Genomic DNA, 747 nt, shown 5'->3' with positions numbered 1-747 from the left:
ATATAAAAACATCTCCAAAACTTTTATATATATTTTTTGATAAAATCAAATATGCATTTACTCTTTCAAAATTACAGTTATCTTTCTTTAACTCAACTTCAGCTGAATATAAAAATATAAATGAATACAAATAATCTTTATATACACCTTCAACAACGTCCATCAGTTCTATAGTTTTTTCTAAAACAACTTCTGCTTCTTTATTCATATCTTCTCTTAAATACGCCCATATAAGGTCTATTTTTATTGCTACTCTTTCAGTTGAATACACTGAATTATTATTATGTGCAACATCTAGTGCATTTTTTATATACTTTATAGCTTCTCTATTATTCCCACTTTCTAAATAGCAGAGACTTATTATACATTTGCAAAAAGCTTCTATAGAATATAGATTATTTTCTTGAGCTAGTCTTAGACATTCAATCAAATACTCCATACTTTTTATAAAGTTATTAAATAAGTATAGATACACTCTACCAAATATATAATTTGCTCTACTTACAAGAATTTTATTTTTTAATTTTTTAAAAAAAGATACCTCTTCTACTAAGAGTACTACTTCAGATTTAGTTTTATATAATGCACTTATTTCTACACATAAACTCATATTTAACAAAACCAATAATTCATTCAAACGTTGTTGTTTTATAATTTTTTTGGCTAAAAAATAAAAATGATTTGCTTTATCATATTTTTTTATAGAAATAGCAGATAGAGTAAGATAAATATAAATCTTAGATATTA

General features: G+C 23.2%; 1 protein-coding gene. It reads right to left on the bottom strand.

All coding sequences use genetic code 11. The features are described 5' to 3' along the window. The coding region (locus tag KGF50_RS21760) for a tetratricopeptide repeat protein (protein WP_413926857.1) at positions 1-747 on the bottom strand (747 nt) is incomplete at both ends.

The sequence above is a fragment of the Clostridioides sp. ZZV15-6598 genome (assembly GCF_020657705.1).
GTDB lineage: Bacteria > Bacillota > Clostridia > Peptostreptococcales > Peptostreptococcaceae > Clostridioides > Clostridioides difficile_F.
This window is presented reverse-complemented; position numbering and strand designations above follow the sequence as displayed.